Here is a 21,166-nt window from a genome sequence, read left to right as displayed (position 1 = left end):
GCGTTCGGCAAGACGCCCGATGAGGTGCGCGCCGAGGGTGTGCCGGAGGAACTGGTCCCGCACAAGACGTTCAAGGGCAACCACCCCACGACGACGATCCTCGCCAAGGAGCTGACGCCCTCGGTCCTCGGCCAGCTCATCGCCCTCTACGAGCAGAAGGTGTTCGTCCAGGGCGCCGTGTGGCACATCGACTCCTTCGACCAGTGGGGCGTCGAACTCGGCAAGGTCCTCGCCAAGCGCGTGGAGCCCGCCCTCACCGAGGGCGCCGAGGTCCCCGGCCTGGACGCCTCCACGCAGGCGCTCGTCGCCACCTACCGCGCCCTGCGCGGCCGCACCTCCTGAACCCCGACCTCCGCTGACCCCCGGAAAGAGAGCAACTGACATGCAGCTCGGACTCATCGGCCTCGGCAAGATGGGCGGCAACATGCGCGAGCGCATCCGCCGCGCCGGCCACACCGTCATCGGCTACGACCGCAACCCCGACGTCTCCGACGTCGCCTCGCTCGCCGAACTCGTCGACAAGCTCGAAGGCCCGCGCGTCGTCTGGGTGATGGTCCCGGCGGGCGCGGCCACCCAGTCGACCGTGGACGAACTGAAGGACCTCCTGTCCGAGGGCGACATCGTGGTCGACGGCGGCAACTCCCGCTGGACGGACGACGAGAAGCACGCCGAGGAGCTGAAGGCCAAGGGCATCGGCTTCGTGGACTGCGGTGTCTCCGGCGGCGTCTGGGGCCTGGAGAACGGCTACGCGCTCATGGTCGGCGGAGACGACGAGCACGTAGCCCGCGTCAAGCCGGTCTTCGACGCCCTCAAGCCGGAGGGCGACTTCGGCTACGTCCACGCGGGCAAGGTCGGCGCCGGTCACTTCTCCAAGATGGTCCACAACGGCATCGAGTACGCCATGATGCAGGCCTACGCCGAGGGCTGGGAGCTGCTGGAGGCCGTCGACTCGGTGACCGACGTGCGCGAGGTCTTCCGTTCCTGGCAGGAGGGCACGGTCATCCGTTCCTGGCTGCTGGACCTCGCGGTCAACGCGCTGGACGACGACGAGCACCTTCAGAAGCTGCGCGGCTTCGCGCAGGACTCCGGGGAGGGCCGCTGGACCGTCGAGGCGGCCATCGACAACGCGGTCCCGCTCCCGGCGATCACCGCGTCCCTCTTCGCCCGCTTCGCGTCCCGCCAGGACGACTCCCCGCAGATGAAGATGATCGCCGCGCTGCGCAACCAGTTCGGCGGCCACGCGGTGGAGTCCGCGAAGTAACGGCCGAGACTCCCCTGCCCGTGCGGCGCCGCCTCAGGAACGGCGGCGCCGCACGGGCGTGCCAGGCGTCCTCGGCGGCGTACCGCCACTTGGACCACGGCGGCGGCCTGCGGAACGGCACGTAGGTCGGCCGGTCAGGTCTCTCACTTCAGCGCGGCCCCGACGATGCGCTCGGCCACCGGGTTAGTGCCCGAGCCCTTCGCGTCGGTCGCGTTGACCGAGTAGACGAGGGTGCGGGAGCCGTCCTCGGTGGCGGCGATCAGGTTCGTGTAGCCGTAGCGTGCGCCGGTCTTGAGCCAGACGTCCTTGCCGCCGATCTTCACGTGCTGCGGACCCCCGCCGTAGACCGCCTCGGGGACGCCCGGCGCGAGGCGGGGCAGCGTGAGCATCTCCTTCAGCTGGGCGCCCGGCAGGACCTCTCCGCCGAACAGAGCCCGTGTGAAGGTCTCCAGGTCGGCCGTGGACGAGATCATGTCGCCCGCCGCGAAGCGGTCGGACTGGTTCCACTCGGTGACGTCCACCAGCCGGGCCGTGCCGTCCGGGCGTTCCATCGTCTGGTAGCCGCGGTTGTGCGGCCCGCGGATACGGGGGTCGGTGCCCGGGAAGTACGTGTCGCGCATGTGCAGGGGCTCGAAGATCCGCTGCCGGGCCTGATGGGCGTACGTGTCTCCGGTGACCCTCTCGATCAGCAGACCGAGCACGGTGTAGCCGATGTTGCGGTAGTGCTGCTCGGCGCCCGGGTCGTGCTGGGGGCCCTTGGCGAGGGCGGAGGCGACGACGGTCCGCGGGTCCAACGTGTCGTGGCGGTGGGCGTATTCGTCGTCGAAGCCGTCGCCCGGCTTGAGACCGCTGGTGTAGTTCAGGAGGCTGCGGACGGGGATGGGCCGGAACTCCTTGCCGAACAGTTCCGGCATGTAGTGCTGCACCGGCTCGTCCAGGTCGAGCGCGCCCTCGGCGGCCAGTTGCAGGGCGACGGCAGCCGTCACGATCTTGGTCGTGGACCCGGCGCGGAACCGGCCGCGCGGGTCGGCCTGACGGTGTGTGACCAGGTCGTGGACGCCCGCACTGCGGCGCCAGGTGCCGTCCGTGCCGCCGACGCGGACGAGGGCCGCGGTCGCGTCGGCGTTCGGCAGCCCCTTGATCGCCTCGCGCAGGGCCTTGGAGTCGGGGCGGGCCGAGTCGGGGCGGGCCGAGGTGGCTTCCACGGTCGTCCCGCGGGCCGGGGTGTGCGCGAGGGCGGGGGCGGTCGCGGCGCCGGTCAGGCCGAGGATGAGGGCGGTGGCGAGAGTGGCGCGGGCGGGGACCTTCACGGGGACTCCTGGTGCGACTGTGGTCTGGTACCTGGTGTCCTCATCCTCGTGATCATGGCGGAGCGGTGGATCGTCCGCAGGGAGGGCGCGTGCCCTGGACCGCACCGGGGTCAAGGAGCCTACGTGCCGGGGGAGTTCCCGGGGTTGTCCCCTAGGGGCGCCCAGTCCAGGGGGAGCATCGCGTCGTCCGGGGCCTCGGGGGCCTCGGGGGACTCGCGGGCTTTCGGGGAGTCCGAGGCGACGAGTCGGCTCATCGACTCGGCCGCACGGACCGCCGCATCCCCGCAGCAGTTGTTGAACAGCACGTGGACCTCGTCGGCGCGCTCGGCCATGGAGCGTATCCGCGGGACCCACTCGGCGAGTTCCGCCGCCGCGTACACGTGCCGGAACTTGTCCTCCTTGGAACCGGTGCCCCACGCCGCACTGCGACCGTGGAAGCGGACCACCGCGTGCCGCGCCGCGGTGACCGGGGCCACGGGGGGCATGGAGCCGGACAGGCCCTGCGCCGTGTCCACCGCGACCGCCGCCAGGTCCAGCTCCGTCAGCAGCGCCTCGCTGCGGGCCCGCTGGTCCTCGTGCCACCACGCGGGGTGGCGGAACTCCACGGCCACCGGCCAGCCCGCCGCGCGTTCGGCGCACTCGTGCAGCGCCTTCTCCGCCCGGGGCCCCGGGGTGAACCACGGCGGGAACTGGAAGAGCAGCGTCCCCAGCCGGTCCGCCCGGCGCAGCGGTTCGAGCGCCCCGCTGAAACGCTGCCACACGGCGTCGAGCAGCCAGGGGCCTTCCGGCTCGCCCCGCAGATCGGGCGGCAGGGCCGCCTGCCGGGTCGGGTGCCCGGTGAGCAGGGAGAACGCCTTCACGTCGAAGCGGAAGCCGCCCGGCGTGCGGTCCGCCCACAGCCGGCAGGTCTCCTCGCGGGGGAGCGCGTAGTAGGTCGCGTCCACCTCCACCACCGGGAAACGGCCGGCGTAGTGCCGCAGCCTCCCCTCGGCGTCCTTGAACCCCCGCGGGTACCAGCCGCTGGCCAGCAGCGCGCGGTCCGTCCACGAACAGGTCCCCACCAGAATGTCGTTCATCCACTCCGGGTACCCCGAGGTGCCCCCGACGCGCCCCCGATGTCTCAGGAGGCGCGCAGTGACTCCAGGACGTCGATGCGGTTGGTGGTGATGGCGTCCACCCCCGCGTCGAGCAGCCGGCGCATCGAGCGGCGGGTGTCCGGGGTCCACGCCGAGACGAGGAAACCGTCCCGGTGCACCTGGCGGACCAGCTCGCCGTCGACGAGCGGGAAGCGGTAGTTGAGCCAGCGCGGCTTCACCGCGTCGAGCAGTACGCGGCGGGGCGGGGCCAGCGTGGTCCAGGTCAGCGCGATCTCCGCGGCCGGATCGGCGTCGCGCAGCGCGAGCATCGTCTGACCGCCCGCGCAGTAGTACACGCGCTCGGCCGCCCCGCACTCCGCGACGGTCCCGACGACCGTACGGACGGCGTCGTGCGTCGCGCCCGGCAGGTCGATCATGATCCGGCGGCCCTCCGTGGCCGCGAGGGCCGCTTCGAGCGTCGGCACGCCGCCCTCGGTGAGACCGTCCAGCTCGGCGGCGGACAGGGCGCCGAGCGGACGCGCGTACCCCCACAGCCGTTCGAGCGTCGCGTCGTGCAGCAGGACGGGTACGCCGTCACTGCTCAGGCGGACGTCGATCTCCACCGCGTCCGCGCCCCGTTCGAACGCGGAGCGCAGGGAAGGGAGGGTGTTCTCGCGGACACGGTAGGGATCGCCTCGGTGGGCCACAGCTGTCACGGTGCGCATGGACCCATTGTGTGGTGCCGGCGGATCACGGGGCGAGCCACGCCTCCGTGTACGTGTCGATCTCGGCGGCGATCCGGGCCTTGCCCGCCGGGTCGAGGAAGGACGCCTCCACCGCGTTCTTGGCGAGGGCCGCGATGCCGCGCTCGTCCAGGCCGAGGAGGCGGGCCGCGACGGCGTACTCGTTGTTCAGGTCGGTGCCGAACATCGGCGGGTCGTCGGAGTTGATCGTCACGATCACACCGGCGTCCACGAACTGCTTGAGCGGGTGCTCGTCCAGGGTGCGCACCGCGCGCGTGGCGATGTTCGAGGTCGGGCAGACCTCCAGCGGGACGCGGTGCTCGGCGAGGTGGGCGAGGAGCCTCGGGTCCTGCGCGGAGGTGGTGCCGTGGCCGATGCGCTCGGCGCCCAGGTGGACCAGGGCGTCCCAGACGGTCTGGGGCCCGGTCGTCTCGCCCGCGTGCGGCACGGAGCGCAGGCCGGCCGCGATGGCCTGGTCGAAGTAGGGCTTGAACTGCGGACGCGGGACACCGATCTCGGGGCCGCCGAGCCCGAACGAGACCAGCCCCTCCGGGCGCAGCTTCTCGTCGGTGGCGAGCCGCAGCGTCTCCTCGGCCGCCGTGAGACCGGCCTCGCCGGGGATGTCGAAGCACCAGCGCAGCACCGTGCCGAACTCCGCCTCGGCGGCCTTGCGGGCGTCCTCGATGGCGTCCATGAAGGCGCGGTCGTCGATGCCGCGACGGACGGAGGAGTACGGGGTGATGGTCAGCTCGGCGTAACGCACGTTCTGCCGGGCCATGTCCCGGGCCACCTCGTAGGTGAGCAGGCGGACGTCCTCCGGGGTGCGGATCAGGTCCACGACGGAGAGGTAGACCTGCACGAAGTGCGCGAAGTCGGTGAACGTGAAGTAGTCGGCGAGCGCCTCGGGGTCGGTCGGCACGGCGGAGTCCGGGTGCCGGGCGGCCAGCTCGGAGACGATGCGGGGGGAGGCCGAGCCGACGTGGTGCACGTGCAGCTCCGCCTTGGGCAGTCCTGCGATGAACGCGTGCGGGTCTTCGGCTGTCGCGGCTGCGGGCTGCTGCTGCTCGGTCACGGTTTCCTCCCCAGGAACGGACTTGATCGGCTGATCGGGTGGGTCGGGATCATCGTAGGCGGCGATGGGCCCGGAGGAAGCGGGGGCCGTAGCATGACGGAACGCAGGGAGGGGGTGACCCGCCATGTCCGCGAAGCCCGAGGACGACGACGCGGTGCCCGGCGCGGGCGGCGCGGGCGGCGCGGGGGCGCCGGAGGAGCGCGACCCGTGGGCGCCGCCGCCGGAGGACGCGACGCCACGGAAGAAGAGGCGGAGACCGCCGACGCCCTACGGCCAGTGGCCTTATGGTCAGCCGCCTTACGGGCAGGGGTCCTATGGCCAGCCGGTCCCCGGTGAGCCGGTCCACGGTCAGCCGCCCTACGGTCAGTCGGCTCCCGGTGAGCCGGTCCACGGTCACTCGCCCCTAGGACCGTCGCCTCAAGGCCAGCCGCCCTACGGCCCGCCGGCCTCCGGTGAGCCGGCTCACGGACAGCCGCCCTACGGTCAGGGCCCCCATGGGCAGCTGCCTCACGGTCAGCCGGTGCATGGTCAGCCGCCCCAAGGCCGGTCGCCCCACGCCCAGCCTGCCCCCGGTGAGCCGGCTCACGGACAGCCGCCCTACGGTCAGGGGCCCTCAGGCCAACCGCCCCACGCTCGGCCGGCACCCGGTGACCCGCCCCAAGGCCCGTCGCCCCAAAGCCAGTCGCCCCCCGCCCAGCCGGCCCCCGGTGACCCGGTCCACGGACACTCCCCCCAAAGCCAGTCGCCCCGCGACCAAGGGGCGCACGGTCGGTGGACGGCCACCTCCATGCCGGGAGCGCGCCCGCACGCGGCAGACGCCCACCCCTTCGCGGTGCCCGGAGAACCGGTGCCGCCGCCGCCGATCTCGCCGGACGGGCCGGGGCAGCCGCAGCCGCAGTCGCCGTACGGGTACCCGGGGCCTGGGGGCTACCCCGTCGGTCAGGGCGGGCCCGGATACGGCTGGCCCGGCATGCCGGGGGCGCCCGCGAACGGGATGGGGGTCGCCGCGCTGGTCCTCGGCGTCATCGCGACCGTCGTCTTCTTCCTGGGGCCGCTGCCCATCGTGCTCGGCGTCCTCGCGGTGATCTTCGGCGCGGTGGGACGCGGGAGGGCGCGGCGGGGCGAGGCGACCAACGGGGGCCAGGCCCTCGCCGGGATCATCTGCGGCGCGGTCGGCATCGTGCTGGGCGTGGCCCTGCTGGTGGTCCTCCTCGTGGTGCCGGACGAGGACATGGACGCGGGCCGTTCAGCCATGTCGGCGACAACGGCCGAGTCGGTCGCCGGCTCTTCACCCTGACCGAGGCGGCCCTCTTCCTCGACGACGCGGTGCTCCAGGTCGGCATCCCGCTGTGGATCGTCCACGCCACCGACGCCCCGCACGGTCTCGCGCCGCTCCTCATGGTGCTCAACTGCGTACTGGTCGTCTGCTGCCAGGTACCGCTGTCCCGGTTCGGCAGCACCCCCGACCGGGCCCGCGCACTCCTGATCCCCCTGGCGGCCTGCTTCGTCGCCGGGTGCGCCGCCCTGACCGTCTCCACGCTGGGCGGCACGTGGCTCGCCGTCGCCGCCCTCACGGTCGCGGCGACCGCGCTCACCTTCGCGGAGATACTCCACGCCATCGCCTCTTGGGAGCTGTCGATCGCGCTCGCCCCCGACGACGCCCAGGGTGCCTACCTCGGGGTGCACGGGCTGTCCTCGTCGGCCCAGCGCAGCGGCGGACCGCTCCTGGTCACCGCCGTGATCGCGGCGGGCCCGCTCGCCTGGCCGGTCCTCGGCGCGGGCGTGCTCGTGACGGTGGCGGCGCAGCGCCGTCTCGTACGGAAGCGGCTGACCCGGCCGGCTCGGCAGGACTCCGCCGCGACAGGCGCCCCCGCGCCCGGCGAGGCCGCGACGCCCCGAAGCGCCTGACGCCCCGAAGCGCCTGAGGCGCCCCGCCGGTCAGAGGCGGGACCGCGCCTCCATCAGCGCGAAGCCCAGCAGGTTGGGGCCCCGCCACTTCTCGGGGTCCTGCACGCGCGGGTCGTCCGCGGCCAGGCCCACGCCCCAAACCCGGTCCAGGGGGCTCGCCTCCACCAGGACCCGCGATCCCGTCCCCCGCAGAAAGTCCCGCAGCGCCGGATCCGAGGAGAACTTGTGGACGCCGCCCTCGACCACGATCCCGAACCGCTCGCGCGCCCACGTCGCCTCGTCGAAGCCCCGTACGAGCCGCCCCGCCGTCTTCGCCTCCGCGGGGGTCCGCGCCGCGAGGGCGGTCCGCTCCGCGTCCGGGTCGCCGAAGAGGCGGGCCTTGGCCGCCATCATCCAGTGCTCGGCGGTCGCGTACCGCACGCCGTCCACGGTGAAGGGCGCGGGCCACCACTGGCTGAGGCAGCTCGCGCCGAGCGAACCGTCCCGTCTCGGCGTATGTCCCCAAAAGTGCAGGTACTTCACCTTCTCGCCCGCGCGCACCGCGCCGACCAGCGCTTTCACCGAGCGGATCGACTCGATTCCCGTCATGCACGCGAGTCTGGCACGCACCACGGACACTCCGTCCCGGGTTTTCCGGGACGACTCGACACCTGGTCGACAGATTCCGTCGCGTAACCAAAAGGCAACAACGGAATCACTTGTTGGACCATCACTGCTCTGTCAGGATCGGCACTCAAATCGATCTGGAGCTACGTCGACCCCGGCGGGACGGGGCGGGCGGCGGAGGAGAGCGTCATGCACAACTTCCAGGCGCGGGACCACTTCGCGGACGGCGCGCAGTACATCGCCGGCCGCCCGGTCAAGGGCACGTCCGGCCGGACCCACACCGTCGTGGACCCCGCGACGGGCGACGACGTCCACACGTACGAACTCGCCGGGCGCGACGACGTGGACGCCGCCGTCGCCGCCGCGGTCGAGGCGTTCCCCGGCTGGGCCGGCGCCACCCCGGGCGAGCGCTCCGACGCCCTGCACCGCTTCGCCGGCGTCCTGGCCGACCGCGCCGAGCAGTTCGCGCAGGCCGAGTCGTTGCAGTGCGGCAAGCCGATCAAACTGAGCCGGGAGTTCGACGTCCCGGGGACGGTCGACAACACCGCCTTCTTCGCGGGCGCGGCCCGGCATCTCCAGGGCCAGTCGGCCGGTGAGTACACCGGGGACCACACCTCGTACGTACGCCGGGAGCCCATCGGCGTCGTCGGGTCCATCGCGCCCTGGAACTACCCGCTCCAGATGGCCGCCTGGAAGATCCTGCCGGCCATCGCGGCCGGCAACACCATCGTCCTCAAGCCCGCCGAGCTGACCCCCTTCACCTCGCTGCTCTTCGCGCAGGCCGCCACCGAGGCCGGTATCCCGGACGGTGTCGTCAACGTCGTCTCGGGCGCGGGCCGGGACGCCGGTGAGCACCTCGTGGGCCATCCCGACGTCGCGATGACCTCCTTCACCGGGTCCACCGGCGTCGGCAAGCGCGTCGCGGAGATCGCCACCGCCACCGTCAAGCGGCTGCACCTGGAACTCGGCGGCAAGGCGCCCTTCGTGGTGTTCGACGACGCCGACCTCGAGGCCGCCGTGCACGGCGCGGTCGCCGGAGCGCTCATCAACTCCGGGCAGGACTGCACGGCCGCCACGCGCGCGTACGTCCAACGCCCGCTCTACGACGCCTTCGTGCAGGGTGTCGCCGACCTCATGCAGAGCGTGCGGCTCGGCGACCCGTTCGACCCGAGCACCGACATGGGGCCGCTCATCTCCCACGCGCACCGCGACCGCGTCGCGGGGTTCGTCGAGCGCGCCCGCTCCTACGCGCGCGTGGTGACCGGCGGCGAGGCGCTCGCCCACCCGGGCGCCTACTACCGGCCCACCCTCGTCACGGACGCGGCGCAGGACAGCGAGATCGTGCAGTCCGAGATCTTCGGGCCGGTGCTGGTCGTGCTGCCCTTCGACGGCGACGACGAGGGCATCCGGCTCGCCAACGACACCCCCTACGGTCTGGCCGCCTCCGCGTGGAGCCGCGACGTGTTCCGCGCGAACCGCGCCACCCGGGAGATCAAGGCCGGGTGCGTCTGGGTCAACGACCACATCCCGATCCTCAGCGAGATGCCGCACGGCGGCTACAAGGCGTCCGGCTACGGCAAGGACATGTCCGCGTACTCGTTCGAGGAGTACACGCAGATCAAGCACGTCATGTTTGACAACACCGCGGTGGTCCGCAAGGACTGGCACCGCACGATCTTCGGGGACCGCTAGTCACGTAGCCACGTCGTCACAGGCCGCCCGACCAGCGGCCGCCTGATTCCCGAAAGGGCAACCACGCGCATGGAGCAGAACCAGCCCGACAGCCTGTCCCCGGCCCAATGGGCCGCCATGCGGCGCAGTCTGCGAAACGGCAGGGGCTCCCTGACCCGCCGTTCCCTGCTGCGCGCCTCCACGGGCGGCGCGCTCGCCGTCGGCGGTCTCGGGGCGCTGAGCGCCTGCGGGATCCCCGCGGCGGGCAAGCGGCAGGGCGAGGTCTCGTCCGACGACCACTCGGCGCGGGAGAAGCAGATCACCTTCTCCAACTGGACCGAGTACATGGACGTCGACGACAAGGACGAGAACCGGCGGCCCACCCTGGAGGCGTTCACCAAACGCACCGGGATCACGGTCAAGTACACCGAGGACATCAACGACAACGTCGAGTTCTTCGGGAAGGTCAAACCGCAGCTCGCCGCGGGCCAGGAGACCGGCCGCGACCTCATCTGCGTCACGGACTGGCTCGCCGCCCGGCTCATCCGGTTCGGGTGGGTCCAGAAACTGGACCCCGCGAACCTGCCGCACGCGTACGCGAACCTCTCCAGCCAGTTCCGCACCCCCGACTGGGACCCCGGCCGCTCCTACTCGTATCCCTGGACCGGCATCTCCACCGTCATCGCCTACAACAAGAAGGCGACCGGCGGGAAGAAGATCACCTCGGTGGCCCAGCTGCTGGAGGACCCCAAGCTGCGCGGGCGCGTCGGATTCCTCTCCGAGATGCGCGACACCGTCGGCATGACGCTTCTCGACATGGGCAAGAATCCCGCGGACTTCTCCGACGACGACTTCGACGCGGCCATCGCCCGCCTCCAGAAGGCCGTCGACAAGAAGCAGATCCGCCGCTTCACCGGCAACGACTACACCTCGGACCTCGCCAAGGGCGACATGGCCGCCTGTCTCGGCTGGGCCGGCGACGTCGTACAGCTCCAGGCGGACAACCCGGACATCGGCTTCCACATCCCGGACCAGGGCTACATCACGTCCACGGACAATCTGCTCGTCCCGAACAAGGCGCGCCACAAGAAGAACGCCGAGCGGCTCATCGACTACTACTACGAGCCCGAACCGGCGGCCCGCCTCGCCGCCTACATCAACTACGTGTGCCCGGTGGACGGGGTGCGGGACTCCCTCGCGAGGATCGACAAGGACGCGGCGTCGAACCCGCTGATCCTTCCCGACAAGGAGATGAAGGAGAAGTCCCGGGCGTTCCGGTCGCTGACTCCCAAGGAAGAGACCGCGTACGAGGAGAAGTTCGCGAAGCTCACCGGCGTCTAGGGCGTGTGGTGAAAGTCCCGTGGCGGAGCCACAAGTGTCACAGCCCCGCGTCCCTGACGGGGCGCCTCTGTTCCCCCTCGATTCCCCTGGACCCATCATGACGACTGCTCAAGAACACGGCGGCGACGTCCGTCTCACCGGGATCAGCAAGACGTACGGCTCCTTCACCGCCGTGCATCCACTCGACCTCACCGTGCCGCAGGGCTCCTTCTTCGCGCTGCTCGGCGCCTCGGGCTGCGGCAAGACCACCACGCTGCGCATGATCGCCGGCCTGGAGGAGCCCAGCTCGGGCACCGTCCACCTCGGCGAGCAGGACGTCACGGCCCTGCCGCCGTACAAGCGGCCCGTGAACACCGTCTTCCAGTCCTACGCGCTCTTCCCGCACCTGGACATCTTCGAGAACGTCGCCTTCGGCCTGCGCCGCCGCGGCATCAAGTCCGTGAAGAAGCAGGTCGGCGAGATGCTCGACCTCGTCCAGCTCGGCGAACAGGCCCGCAAGAAGCCGCACCAGCTCTCCGGCGGCCAGCAGCAGCGCGTCGCCGTCGCCCGCGCGCTGATCAACCACCCCAAGGTGCTCCTGCTCGACGAGCCCCTCGGCGCCCTCGACCTCAAGCTGCGCCGCCAGATGCAGCTGGAGCTCAAGCGCATCCAGACCGAGGTCGGCATCACCTTCGTCCACGTCACGCACGACCAGGAGGAGGCCATGACCATGGCCGACACCGTCGCCGTGATGAACGGCGGCCGCGTCGAGCAGCTCGGCGCCCCCGCCGACCTCTACGAGAACCCGCGCACCACCTTCGTCGCCAACTTCCTCGGCACCTCCAACTTCATCGGGGCCGAGGTGACGGCGGTGAGCGGCGACGACCTGATCCTCAAGGCGGGCGACTGCACGCTGACGCTGCCCGCCGCCCGATGTACCGGTCCCACCGCCACCGGCAGCCGCATCCTGGTCGGCGTACGGCCCGAGAAGATATCCCTCACGCACGCCGACGACGCGGGCCAGATCCCCGCCGGCCGCAACCGCGTCACCGGACGCATCGCCGACAGCAGCTTCATCGGCGTCTCCACCCAGTACGTCATCGACAGCCCGGCCTGCGACTCCTTCGAGGTGTACGCGCAGAACATCGAGCGCGACGGCCGCCTCACCCCGGGCGCCGAGGTCGTCCTGCACTGGAACCCCGCGCACACCTTCGGCCTGGACGCCGCCCAGGACATCGAGGCCGGCGCCGCGAAGGTCGAGGAGGACGCCTCCGCATGACCACCGCCCCCACCGAAGCGCCCCCGGCGAAAGACCCCGGGACCCCGGGGCCGGCGCCGCGCAAGCCCCGCGGGCGAGGCCGCCTCGTCCCCTACTGGCTGCTGCTCCCCGGCATCCTCTGGCTGATCGTCTTCTTCGCGCTGCCGCTGGTCTACCAGGCCTCCACCTCCGTGCAGACCGGCTCGCTCGAAGACGGCTTCAAGGTCACCTGGCACTTCGCCACCTACTGGGACGCCCTCACCGAGTACTGGCCGCAGTTCCTGCGCTCGGTGCTCTACGCCGGCGCCGCCACCGTCCTGTGCCTGCTGCTCGGCTACCCGCTCGCCTACCTCATCGCGTTCCGCGCGGGCCGCTGGCGCAACATCATCCTCGTCCTGGTCATCGCGCCGTTCTTCACCAGCTTCCTCATCCGCACGCTGGCGTGGAAGACGATCCTCGCGGACGGCGGCCCCCTGGTGGGCGCCCTCAACTCCCTGCACGTCCTGGACGTCACGAGCTGGCTGGGCGTCACCTCCGGCGACCGGGTCCTCGCCACCCCGCTCGCGGTGATCTGCGGCCTCACCTACAACTTCCTGCCGTTCATGATCCTGCCGCTCTACACCTCGCTGGAGCGCATCGACGGACGGCTGCACGAGGCGGCCGGCGACCTCTACGCCACACCGTCCACGACCTTCCGCAAGGTGACGTTCCCGCTCTCCATGCCCGGCGTCGTCTCCGGGACGCTGCTCACCTTCATCCCGGCGGCGGGCGACTACGTCAACGCGGACCTGCTCGGCTCCACCGACACCCGCATGGTCGGCAATGTCATCCAGACGCAGTTCCTGCGCATCCTGGACTACCCGACGGCGGCCGCCCTGTCCTTCATCCTCATGGCCGCCATCCTCTTCATGGTGACCTTCTACATCCGCAAGTCCGGAACGGAGGATCTGGTCTGATGGCTGTTCTTCGTTGGCTGCGGCGCAATCTCGTCGTCATCGCGGGCCTGTGCACGCTCGCCTATCTGCTCCTGCCGAACGTCGTCGTCACCGTGTTCTCCTTCAACAAGCCGAAGGGGCGCTTCAATTACTCCTGGCAGGAGTTCTCCACCGACGCCTGGAAAGACCCGTGCGGCGTCGCGGACATGTGCGGCTCGCTCAGCTTGAGCCTGCAGATCGCCACCTGGGCGACGATCGGCGCGACCGTGCTCGGCACGATGATCGCCTTCGCCCTGGTGCGCTACCGCTTCCGGGCGCGCGGCGCCATCAACTCGCTGATCTTCCTGCCGATGGCGATGCCCGAGGTCGTCATGGCCGCCTCGCTGCTCACGCTCTTCCTCAACATGGGCGCCCAGCTGGGCTTCTGGACCGTCCTCATCGCCCACATCATGTTCTGCCTCAGCTTCGTGGTGACCGCCGTCAAGGCGCGCGTCATGTCGATGGACCCCCGCCTGGAACAGGCCGCCCAGGACCTCTACGCCGGCCCCGTGCAGACCTTCCTGCGGGTCACGCTGCCCATTGCCGCCCCGGGCATCGCGGCGGGCGCGCTGCTCGCCTTCGCGCTCTCCTTCGACGATTTCATCATCACGAATTTCAACGCGGGCTCGACCGTGACCTTCCCCATGTTCGTCTGGGGATCGGCACAGCGCGGTACGCCCGTTCAGATCAATGTGATCGGTACGGCGATGTTCCTCGTCGCGGTGCTGCTCGTACTCGCCGGAATGCTCGCCGGCAAGCGCCGCAACAAGCAGTCCCAGTAGTCCCGGCAAGAAGCTCCGGCAAGAAGTCCCAGTTAGCAATCCTCATCACCCCGCAATTTCTGAAGGAGTGGAAATCATGGCCCCAAGCGCCATGACCCGCTGGACCAAGTCCCTCTCCGACGCGCAGCCGGTCTCGTACTGGCTGGACGACCCCGGCAGGCCCGCCCCCGAGCCCGCCCTCACCGGCGACGACCGGTGCGACCTGCTCGTCGTCGGCGGCGGCTACAGCGGCCTGTGGACCGCGCTCAACGCCAAGGAGCGCGACCCGCGCCGCGAGGTCGTCCTCGTCGAGGGCCGCGAGGCGGGCTGGGCCGCCTCCGGCCGCAACGGCGGCTTCTGCGCCGCCTCCCTCACGCACGGCATCGCCAACGGCCTGGCCCGCTGGCCCGGCGAGATCGAGAAGCTGGAGGAGCTGGGCGCCCGCAACCTCGACGCGATCGAGGCGGCCGTCAAGCGCTACTCCATCGACTGCGACTTCGAACGCACCGGTGAGATCGACGTCGCCACCGCGCCGCACCAGGTGGCCGAACTGCGCGAGACGTACGACGAGATGGCCGCCCATGGCCTGGCCGGCGGCGCCGAACTCCTCGACGCGGACGCCGTGCGCGCGCAGGTCGACTCACCGACGTTCCTCGGCGGCCTGTGGGACCGCGACGGCGTCGCCATGCTGCACCCGGCGAAGCTGGCCTGGGGCCTGAAGCGGGCCTGCCTGGAGAAGGGCGTACGCGTCTACGAGCACACGCCCGCCCTCGGACTGGCCCGGTCCGGCGCCGGGATGGCGGTCCGCACGCCGTACGGCAGGGTCTTCGCCCGCCAGGTGGCGCTCGCCACGAACATCTTCCCCTCGCTGGTCAGGCGGATCCGCGCGTACACCGTCCCGGTCTACGACTACGCGCTGATGACCGAGCCGCTGACCGGCGAGCAGCTCGCCGCGATCGGCTGGCGGAACCGGCAGGGGCTCGGCGACAGCGCGAACCAGTTCCACTACTTCCGCCTCTCCGCCGACAACCGCGTCCTGTGGGGCGGCTACGACGCGATCTACCCGTACGGGGGGAAGGTGCGCGCCGAGTACGACGACCGGCCCGAGACGTACGCGAAGCTCGCCGAGCACTTCTTCACCTGCTTCCCCCAGCTGGAGGGGGTCCGCTTCACGCACGCCTGGGGCGGCGCGATCGACACCTGCTCGCGCTTCTCGGCGTTCTTCGGCACGGCGCACCAGGGGCGCGTCGCCTACGCGGCCGGGTACACGGGCCTCGGTGTCGGGGCCACCCGGTTCGGCGCCGACGTGATGCTGGACCTGCTCTCCGGCGAGCGGACCGAGCGCACGAGCCTGGAGATGGTCCGCACCAAGCCGCTGCCGTTCCCGCCCGAGCCGTTCGCCTGGACCGGTGTCGCGCTCACCAAGTGGTCGCTGGCCCGCTCCGACGCCAACGGCGGCAAGCGCAACCTCTGGCTGAAGACGATGGACAGGCTGGGCCTCGGCTTCGACAGCTGAACCGGCGCACGCCGGTCGGATCACGGTCACGGCGTACGCCGGTGGGCTCACCGCGCGCCGCCGCGCTACCGGCAAGTAGGCGAACTCGCGTAATGATCCGCCCCGGGGCCTCTCTCTCCTGTGACGCGCACCGTTGTCGTACAGGAAAGGGAGGTCCCGCAATGACTGGCTCGGGTGGCTCGGGAGCGAGGGCGGCGGTGGAATGGCTGGTGTCGGTGGCACCGGATCCGGACGCCTGCCGCTGGGAATGGGAGCGCAACCCCCTCGGCGTCGCGCTGCTGCCCGCCGGGCGCCGCTGGGACGTGCTGATCCTGCCCGGCGACCTCGGCCGTCCGACGCTGGACGTGCTGAGCCGCTGCGTGGACCGCCCCGGACCGGTGCTCACCGACTTCGGGGACGGGCGCACGGGCTTCTTCGTCCCGGCCGGCACGGCGGCCCGCTGGCTCGGCACGGGCGTGCGCGGCGCGGGGCACGGCACCTGGATCGTCGTGCCCCACCCGGGCCGCGCCGCGAGCGGCGTCCGCTGGCTGATCGCCCCCGACGGCTCGGGCACCCTGACGGACCCCGCGCTGCTCGAACTGGCGATGCACGAGGCGGCCGCGGGACTCACCCAGGGGGCCCGGGATCAGGAGCGGTGAGCCCGCGCGGCCGCCCGACCACCACCGCCACGACCTGGAGCAGCACCCCGCACAGCAGCCACGAGGCCACCACGTCCAGCGGCCAGTGGTACCCGCGCCGGACGAGACCGAAGCCGACGGCGAGGTTCAGCGCCGCGCAGCCGACGAGCAGGGCGAGGCGCCCGTACGAAGAGAGCGGCAGCGCCCGAAGGAGCAGCGCCGCCGCTCCATAGGCGACGGCGGCCGTCGCCGTGTGGCCCGAGGGGTAGAAGCCGTCGTGGCCGGCCATGCCGGGCGGGCCGGGCCGCCCGACGGCCGCCTTGAGCGGGACGACGAGAGCGGGCACCGCGGCCAGGGCGAGGGCGCAGGCGGCGCCGGGCAGCCACCAGCGGGGCGCACCGGCGCGACGCCCGCGCCAGGTCACCAGGGCAATGACGGCGACGAGGACCGGCAGGGCGACACTCGCGTTGCCGAGATCGGCGAGGAACTCCGCGACGCCCTCGGGGAAACCGCAGCCCGCGACGGCCCGCCCCAGACGCTCGTCGGCGCGGCGCAACGGCCCGCCCGCCACGACCTGCCAGGTGCACAGCGCGAAGAGCAGGGCCCCGAGAGCCGGCACGGGAAAAAGGCGCGACCGCCCCGGAACAGGGGGGGAGGTTCCGGGGCGGTCGGGAGGACCGGGGCGCCGCGCGCCCCGGGGGGTGTGGGGCGTGCGGCCGTCCGATCGGTGAGGAGTTCCGGGGCCAGGGGCCCCGGGGGTGTGCGCGAAGGCACGGCCGGGACGGGGCCGGGGAGGCTCCGCCCTGGCGTCGCCCACCGTTTCCTGTGGGCGGGGTGTCTCTCTCATCTGCGGAAAACCGTACGACAGAGGGGGGTGGGCCGACAGGCACCTCGGCAACCTGCCATGGGGCCCGCACACCTTCTTCACACGCCCCGACGCCCGCCCCGACACCCGTCCGGACTCAGAGCCCGGCGAAGGCGCCCTCGATGATGTCCAGGCCCTCGTTCAGCAGGTCGTCACCGATGACCAGCGGCGGCAGGAAGCGCAGCACGTTGCCGTAGGTGCCGCAGGTCAGGACCAGCAGGCCCTCCGCGTGGCAGGCCTTGGCCAGGGCGGCGGTGGCCTGCGGGTCGGGCTCCTTGGTCGTCCGGTCCTTGACCAGCTCGACGGCGATCATGGCGCCGCGGCCGCGGACGTCACCGATGATGTCGAACTTTTCGGCCATCGCGGTGAGGCGGGCCTTCATGGTGGCCTCGATGCCCTTCGCCTTGGCGTTGAGGTCGAGCTCCTTCATCGTCTCGATGGCGCCGAGGGCACCGGCGCAGGCCACCGGGTTGCCGCCGTAGGTGCCGCCGAGGCCGCCCGCGTGCGGGGCGTCCATGATCTCGGCGCGGCCGGTCACGGCGGCGAGCGGCAGACCGCCCGCGATGCCCTTGGCGGTGGTGATCAGGTCGGGGACGATGCCCTCGTCCTCACAGGCGAACCACTGGCCGGTGCGGCAGAAGCCGGACTGGATCTCATCCGCCACGAAGACGATGCCGTTGTCGTTCGCGAACTTCACGATGGCGGGCAGGAAGCCCTTCGCGGGCTCGATGAAGCCGCCCTCGCCGAGCACCGGCTCGATGATGATCGCGGCGACGTTCTCCGCGCCGACCTGCTTGGTGATCTGGTCGATGGCCTGCTCGGCGGCCTCGGGGCCGGCGTTCTCGGCGCCGGTCGGCCAGCGGTAGCCGTAGGCGACCGGGACGCGGTAGACCTCGGGGGCGAACGGGCCGAAGCCGTGCTTGTACGGCATGTTCTTGGCGGTCAGCGCCATCGTGAGGTTCGTACGGCCGTGGTAGCCGTGGTCGAAGACGACGACGGCCTGGCGCTTGGTGTACGCACGGGCGATCTTGACGGCGTTCTCGACGGCCTCGGCGCCGGAGTTGAACAGCGCCGACTTCTTCTCGTGGTCGCCCGGCGTCAGCTCGGCGAGCGCCTCGGCGACGGCCACGTAGCCCTCGTACGGCGTGACCATGAAACAGGTGTGCGTGAAGTCCTGGAGCTGGGCGGAGGCGCGGCGCACCACGGCCTCGGCGGAGGCGCCCACGGACGTCACGGCGATGCCGGAGCCGAAGTCGATCAACCGGTTGCCGTCGACGTCCTCGATGATGCCGCCGTCCGCGCGAGCGGTGAAGACGGGCAGCACGGAGCCCACACCACCGGCGACCACGGCGGCACGGCGGGCCTGCAGTTCCTGCGACTTCGGACCGGGAATGGCGGTGACGACGCGGCGCTCCTGCGGGATGTCGCTCATGCGGGGCTCCTGTATTTCTCGGGTTGAACGGCTGTGCCGGCGCCGGGCGACGGGATTGCCTGGTTCGACGGGGGTTTCTCGCAGATTAGGGGTGGGACGGGCGGCCGGTCATGCTCCATCGGGGTGGGGTCGCTCGGCAGGGTTGTCCGACTTGGACACAAGGCGCCGTACGGCCGCGCGCAGGGACCGGGCGCGTAACCGGTGAACTCCCCACCCGCTGGCACTAGATTGAGCCCGGATCGACGGACGGACCGGCAGGTCAGGGGGCAACGGCCATGGACACCGAGGGCACGCACGGGGCACGCGACGGGCAGCGGGCCGCACCGGCACCGCGCCCGGCCCCACCGGCGCCCCCCGCCGCGCCGCCGATGCCCCGGCGGCCGCCCGGCGACGACCGCCCCGCCACCGTCGCCGACTGGCTCGCCGCCCCCCGCCCCCAGGCCGCCCCGGGCATCTGGCGCTACCGCCACCGGCCCCCCGCGCCCGAGGCCGAGACCGAGGGCGCCGACCGGCGCCTGGTCGTCGGCATGGTGATCTCCACCCTGCTCGGCCTGCTGTTCTGGTCGCTGTGGCGCCAGGGGAGCATCCCCTACCAATGGGCCCTGCTGAAGCTGTTCACCCCGGGGGAGTGGTGGTGGATCGGCAGCACCCAGCCCAAGACGTGGCAGGGCACCGACGCCCGGATCGTCTACGACGGGGTGGTCTTCGGCGCGCTGGTGTACACCGTGGGACGGCTCGGCGCCTGGCCCGACTCGATCCGCCACTTCGTGGTGCGGCGCCCGCAGCCGTCCCGCGCCGTGCTCGCCTCCGTCGCCGCGGTGGCCGCCCTGGCCTTCGTCTGGCCGAGCGCCCTCGGCCTCGACATGCGGCCGCTGCCCGTCGCCGACCCCGTCTTCTCCCTGGTCGCGCTGGTCACGGGCGGCTACGAGGTCTTCGCCTCACCCGTGGTCATCGACACCTTGTACGGCCTGATCACGCTCGCCGTGCTGTGGCCCTTCGCCCGGATCGGCGGCTGGTGGCAGGCGGTCCGCGAGGCCAGGAGCGCCGGCGCGCGCCGTCCCGCCGCCCCGCCGCGCCCCCCCGCCGCCCCCGCGCACGCCCACTGGCCCGAGCTGCGCGCGGCCGGCCAGGACAAGACGGCGGACCTGCTCTGCGGCGAACTGCTCGCCGGGCGCATGACCGACGTCGACTGCGCCCGCCTCGCCCATGCCTGGCGCACGGCCGCCCCCGACCCGGCCGCCCTCGCCGGGTTCGTCGACACCGTCGCGAGGAACGGCGCCGCCGCCTGGGTCCACCCCTCGGGCCAGCGCGACCTGCCGGCCCGCACCGCCGTCCACGACCTGCTCACCGGCCAGGTCAGGATCGGCCGCTTCGCGAAGGACGAACGCAACCCCCACGCCGTACGCGAGGCGGGCGCGGCCCTCGACCGGAGGGTGCTCGGCACCTCGCTGCTCGCCGTGGGCCCCTCCGGCGCCGGCAAGACCGGCCGCCTCATGCGGCCCGTCGCCGAGTCGCTCGCCCTCGGCGCCCTCACCGGACAGTGCGCGGTCGTCGTGGTGTGCGCGGCCGGCACCCGGCTGGGCGCCGACGAGACGTACGACGTCGTGGTCAAACCCGGCGACCCGGCGTCCGTCCACGACATCGACCTGTACGCGGACTGCGCCGACGCGGACGAGGCGGCCTCCTTCCTCGCCGAAGGCCTGGTCGGCGACCTCGAAGCCGTCGACACGCGGCGCGCCGCCACCACCCTTGCCCAGCTGCTCGGCCCCTACCGCGCCCTGCACGGACGTTTCCCCTCCGTGCCCGTGCTGCGGGAACTGCTCGAAGGGGACCCCGCCGCGCTCACCGCCCTCCAGGCGGGCATCGGCGTGGGAGAACACGCCGCCATGCGCCGTGAGCTGGACGCCCGCATCCGCCAGTCCGGTTCCCCCAACGACCCGGGCCCCGCGCTCGCCGACCGGCTCGCCCTGCTCGACCGGCCCGCGTTCGCCGACTTCTTCGACCCCGGCGGCGACGGGCACCCCTTCTCCATGCGGGCCGTCGCCCACCACCCGCTGCGCGTGCGGGTGGACCTGCCCGAACACGGCCACGAGGAGGCCTCGCGGCTGCTGGCGCGCCTGCTGCTCGCCCAGTTCACCTACGTGGCGCGCGGCCGTGCCCGTCGTACGCACTTCGTCGGACTGATCCTCGACGACGCCTCCCGCACGCTCACCGCCGAGAGCGTGCGCGCCATCCAGCGGCTGCGCTCGCTGAACGCCGGCGTCGTGCTGGGCCTGCGCACCATAGGAGAGGTGCCGGAGGCGCTCCAGGGGCCGCTGTACGCGGCGGTCGGCTGCCGGATGGCCTTCTCCGGGGTGACGACGTGGGACGGGCGCCGGTTCACCGAGGCCTGGGGCACCGAGTGGATCGAGACCAAGGAAGTCGCGCAGCACACCGTCTTCGCCGACCAGCCGATGACACGGGCGCTGCACTCGCTGCGCAAGCTCGTCACCGGCAAGGCGGTGACCACGGACGCGGTCACCGTACGCAAGATCGAGCGGGAGCGCTGGTCCGCCTCCGACCTCGCCCACGCGCTGCCGCCCGGCCACGCCGTGCTCTCGCTCACCACCGTGGACGGCGAGCACGCGCCACCGCTGCTCGTGGATCTGCGGAGCGGGGCGGCGGTCGGCCAGACCGGGTGAGGACGGGTGCGGACGGCGGGCTTCCGTCTTGTCCCCACCGTACGGTGAGGCAGAATCGACACAGGTCGTTCATACGGACCGGCCAAAAGATCCAC

Annotated in this window: 18 protein-coding genes and 1 pseudogene; 12 read left to right on the top strand and 7 right to left on the bottom strand. The window is 72.0% G+C overall.

The window, feature by feature from the left end:
• A pseudogene (locus ABZ385_RS29520) lies at positions 1-342 on the top strand (glucose-6-phosphate isomerase); the annotation flags it as partial.
• Positions 343-355: 13 nt separating this feature from the next.
• Positions 356-1,261, top strand: a complete 906-nt coding sequence (gene gnd, locus ABZ385_RS29515) for a phosphogluconate dehydrogenase (NAD(+)-dependent, decarboxylating) (RefSeq protein ID WP_358913841.1) — start codon at positions 356-358, stop codon at positions 1,259-1,261.
• Positions 1,262-1,404: 143 nt separating this feature from the next.
• Here gnd and ABZ385_RS29510 read toward each other — a convergent pair whose 3' ends face one another.
• The 4 genes from ABZ385_RS29510 to ABZ385_RS29495 form a co-directional block, all read right to left on the bottom strand.
• The gene (locus tag ABZ385_RS29510; protein ID WP_358913840.1) at positions 1,405-2,571 is read right to left on the bottom strand and encodes a serine hydrolase domain-containing protein; all 1,167 of its coding nucleotides are present in this window, start codon (positions 2,569-2,571) and stop codon (positions 1,405-1,407) included.
• Between the two features lie 119 nt (positions 2,572-2,690).
• Positions 2,691-3,647, bottom strand: coding sequence for a DUF72 domain-containing protein (locus ABZ385_RS29505; protein WP_358913839.1), 957 nt, complete (start codon positions 3,645-3,647; stop codon positions 2,691-2,693).
• Positions 3,648-3,691: 44 nt separating this feature from the next.
• The gene (locus ABZ385_RS29500; protein ID WP_358579193.1) at positions 3,692-4,372 is read right to left on the bottom strand and encodes a glycerophosphodiester phosphodiesterase; all 681 of its coding nucleotides are present in this window, start codon (positions 4,370-4,372) and stop codon (positions 3,692-3,694) included.
• 25 nt (positions 4,373-4,397) lie between these two features.
• On the bottom strand, positions 4,398-5,462 hold the full coding sequence (locus tag ABZ385_RS29495; RefSeq protein ID WP_358913838.1) for an adenosine deaminase: 1,065 nt from the start codon (positions 5,460-5,462) through the stop codon (positions 4,398-4,400).
• Positions 5,463-6,249: 787 nt separating this feature from the next.
• Here ABZ385_RS29495 and ABZ385_RS29490 point away from each other — a divergent pair.
• Positions 6,250-6,759, top strand: a complete 510-nt coding sequence (locus ABZ385_RS29490; RefSeq protein WP_358579198.1) for a DUF4190 domain-containing protein — start codon at positions 6,250-6,252, stop codon at positions 6,757-6,759.
• A 29-nt stretch (positions 6,760-6,788) separates the two neighbouring features.
• Positions 6,789-7,370 carry a hypothetical protein gene (locus ABZ385_RS29485; RefSeq protein WP_358579200.1) on the top strand — a complete coding sequence of 194 codons (582 nt, stop codon included), beginning with the start codon at positions 6,789-6,791 and terminating at the stop codon, positions 7,368-7,370.
• Between the two features lie 30 nt (positions 7,371-7,400).
• Here ABZ385_RS29485 and ABZ385_RS29480 read toward each other — a convergent pair whose 3' ends face one another.
• Complete coding sequence (locus ABZ385_RS29480; RefSeq protein ID WP_358579202.1) at positions 7,401-7,958, bottom strand: NADAR family protein; 558 nt, start codon at positions 7,956-7,958, stop codon at positions 7,401-7,403.
• Positions 7,959-8,165: 207 nt separating this feature from the next.
• On the opposite strand from ABZ385_RS29480, the gene ABZ385_RS29475 reads away from it, so the two are divergent.
• The 7 genes from ABZ385_RS29475 (at position 8,166) to ABZ385_RS29445 (ending at position 16,114) form a co-directional block, all read left to right on the top strand.
• Positions 8,166-9,668 (top strand): gamma-aminobutyraldehyde dehydrogenase, encoded by a 1,503-nt coding sequence (locus tag ABZ385_RS29475; protein WP_358579204.1) that lies wholly within the window; start codon positions 8,166-8,168, stop codon positions 9,666-9,668.
• Positions 9,669-9,737: 69 nt separating this feature from the next.
• Positions 9,738-10,988, top strand: a complete 1,251-nt coding sequence (locus tag ABZ385_RS29470; RefSeq protein ID WP_358913837.1) for a spermidine/putrescine ABC transporter substrate-binding protein — start codon at positions 9,738-9,740, stop codon at positions 10,986-10,988.
• Between the two features lie 97 nt (positions 10,989-11,085).
• A complete protein-coding gene (locus ABZ385_RS29465) occupies positions 11,086-12,246 on the top strand; it encodes an ABC transporter ATP-binding protein (RefSeq protein ID WP_358913836.1) in 1,161 nt (386 codons plus the stop codon).
• Positions 12,243-13,181: an ABC transporter permease gene (locus tag ABZ385_RS29460; RefSeq protein ID WP_358579212.1), complete on the top strand. Its 939-nt coding sequence runs from the start codon at positions 12,243-12,245 to the stop codon at positions 13,179-13,181. The genes ABZ385_RS29465 and ABZ385_RS29460 overlap by 4 nt, the downstream gene beginning before the upstream one ends.
• Complete coding sequence (locus ABZ385_RS29455; RefSeq protein WP_358698014.1) at positions 13,181-13,981, top strand: ABC transporter permease; 801 nt, start codon at positions 13,181-13,183, stop codon at positions 13,979-13,981. The genes ABZ385_RS29460 and ABZ385_RS29455 overlap by 1 nt, the downstream gene beginning before the upstream one ends.
• Before the next feature lie 76 nt (positions 13,982-14,057).
• Positions 14,058-15,476 carry an FAD-dependent oxidoreductase gene (locus ABZ385_RS29450; RefSeq protein WP_358913835.1) on the top strand — a complete coding sequence of 473 codons (1,419 nt, stop codon included), beginning with the start codon at positions 14,058-14,060 and terminating at the stop codon, positions 15,474-15,476.
• A 161-nt stretch (positions 15,477-15,637) separates the two neighbouring features.
• On the top strand, positions 15,638-16,114 hold the full coding sequence (locus tag ABZ385_RS29445) for a hypothetical protein (protein ID WP_358913834.1): 477 nt from the start codon (positions 15,638-15,640) through the stop codon (positions 16,112-16,114).
• Here ABZ385_RS29445 and ABZ385_RS29440 read toward each other — a convergent pair.
• Both ABZ385_RS29440 and gabT read right to left on the bottom strand, forming a co-directional pair.
• Positions 16,083-16,712: a phosphatase PAP2 family protein gene (locus ABZ385_RS29440; protein ID WP_358913833.1), complete on the bottom strand. Its 630-nt coding sequence runs from the start codon at positions 16,710-16,712 to the stop codon at positions 16,083-16,085. The two genes, ABZ385_RS29445 and ABZ385_RS29440, sit on opposite strands and share 32 nt — an antisense overlap.
• A 343-nt stretch (positions 16,713-17,055) precedes the next feature.
• On the bottom strand, positions 17,056-18,390 hold the full coding sequence (gene gabT / locus ABZ385_RS29435; RefSeq protein WP_358579222.1) for a 4-aminobutyrate--2-oxoglutarate transaminase: 1,335 nt from the start codon (positions 18,388-18,390) through the stop codon (positions 17,056-17,058).
• Between the two features lie 275 nt (positions 18,391-18,665).
• Here gabT and ABZ385_RS29430 point away from each other — a divergent pair, with 275 nt between their 5' ends.
• Positions 18,666-21,071: an ATP/GTP-binding protein gene (locus ABZ385_RS29430; protein WP_358913832.1), complete on the top strand. Its 2,406-nt coding sequence runs from the start codon at positions 18,666-18,668 to the stop codon at positions 21,069-21,071.
• Positions 21,072-21,166 lie beyond the last annotated feature (95 nt).

The organism is Streptomyces sp. NPDC005898, from assembly GCF_040629635.1.
GTDB lineage: Bacteria > Actinomycetota > Actinomycetes > Streptomycetales > Streptomycetaceae > Streptomyces.
This window is presented reverse-complemented; position numbering and strand designations above follow the sequence as displayed.